This is a genomic window from Actinomycetospora sp. (assembly GCF_055612215.1).
The window spans coordinates 1-1,672 of record NZ_JBVPVA010000809.1 but is presented as its reverse complement, the minus strand read 5'-3'; the positions used below and the strand labels follow the sequence as shown (position 1 = coordinate 1,672).

Sequence of the window (1,672 nt, the reverse complement as noted above, 5' to 3'; positions counted from 1 at the left end):
CCGCGGTGACCTCGCGCTGCTCGCCGATCTCGCGGCCGCCTTCGTCGGGGAGGAGCCGCCGACGGAGGTCCCCGCGGTCGAGAACCGCGCGACGATCGACTCGGCGCGGATGGCCGCGGGCCGCCCGCTCGTGCTGTGCGGGACGGTCACCGACGTCCTGCGGGTCGCGGTCCGGGCGTCCGCCGGCGACGTCGCCCTCGCCGAGCCCTCCCGCATCCGGTCGTTCGCCCGCCGGGAACGGCGCGCGCTGCTCGCGGCGCTCGACGACCTCGTCGGGAAGCAGCCGTCGGCGCTGTCCGACGTGACCCGGCGTCGGGAACTCTGGAAGCGGCTGGGGGAGCGGCTGCACCCGCACGAGCACGGGAAGCGCTGGCCGCACGCGGCGCGCGTGTTCGCCGTGGCGCGGGGCGAGGAGGTGGTGCGCTCGGCCACCGCCCGCGCGGAGCTGGCCGCGCGGCGCGGTGACGCGGTCGCCGCGACCGAGGCGCTCGCCGCCACCCCCGGGGTCCTGATCCGCTGGGCCGACCGTCTGGTGCGCACCGCTCGCCCCGAGCAGCAGGAGCAGGTCGTCGACGGCATCGCCCGGGCGCTGCCGTCCGTGTCCGGTCGCGTGCTCGTCTCCCTGCGCGGGCACCTCGAGAACGCCGACCGACCGAACCGGGAGCGCCTGTTCGTCACCCGCCGCGGCCGGCCCCACCTCGAGCCGGAGACCCGCGAGCCGCTCCCGCCCGACGCGGCCGCGCGGCTCGCCGACCTCGTCGACGACGAGATCGCGCGGCGGCTGCGCGCGCCCGGGACGCTCGTCGTGCATCCCGCGGTCCTGCCCGTGGCCCTGCCGGCCAGCGGCAAGGCGACGGTCGACGGGCACGCGGTGCTCCCTCGCGGCACGACGGCGCGGGCCGCCGCGGCCACCGACCTGCTGCGCTTCTTCATCGACTGGCGCGAGGCCGCCCACCGCACGGACTTCGATCTCTCGGTGCTCTTCCTCGACGACGACTTCCACGCGGTCGGGCAGGTGTCCTGGACGAACCTGCAGGACATGGGCGCGGTGCATTCCGGTGACCTCATCGAGGCCCCGAATGGCGCCACGGAGTTCATCGACGTGGACCTCGCCCGGACCACGGCCCGCTACGTGGTGCCGCAGGTCAACGTCTACTCCGGCGAGGGGTTCGACGAGGTCGCGGAGTCCCTGTTCGGCTACATGACCCTCGAACCGTCCGAGTGGCGTGCGCCGCCGTTCGATCCGCGTACCGTGCGGGCCCGCTCGGAGCTGCGGGGGTCGGGGCGGATCGCCCTGCCGATCGCGTTCAGCCGGAGCGTCGACGGATCGTGGCGGGCGACGTGGATGCACCTGCTGCTCACCGGATGGCCGCTGATGAACCGCGTGGAGACGAACCGGGTCACCACGTCCTCGCTGGTGCGCGACGCCGTGACCCGTCGGGTCCTCACCGTGGGGCATCTGGTGGATCTGCTGGCCCCGCGGGCGGAGCGGGTCGTCGTGCTGCCGGAGTCGGCCGACCGGGTGGACGGGCTGGAGGACATCGAGGGCGCGGTGACCTACCTCGGGGTCGAGCCGGTCGGGGGACTGCCCGAGCACGCCGAGTCGATCACGCTGGAGCGGCTGCACGTGCTAATCCCGTCGTGACGGCGGGTCGGCTCGGCTAGGGTCGGC

The 1,672-nt window shown here is 75.1% G+C and carries 1 protein-coding gene; it reads left to right on the top strand.

The genetic code is table 11. The features are described from left to right. Positions 1–1,645, top strand: a 1,645-nt coding sequence (locus tag AC0CYZ_RS22120) for a TerD family protein (RefSeq protein ID WP_472219298.1), incomplete at its 5' end; no start/stop codon positions are given. Positions 1,646–1,672 lie beyond the last annotated feature (27 nt).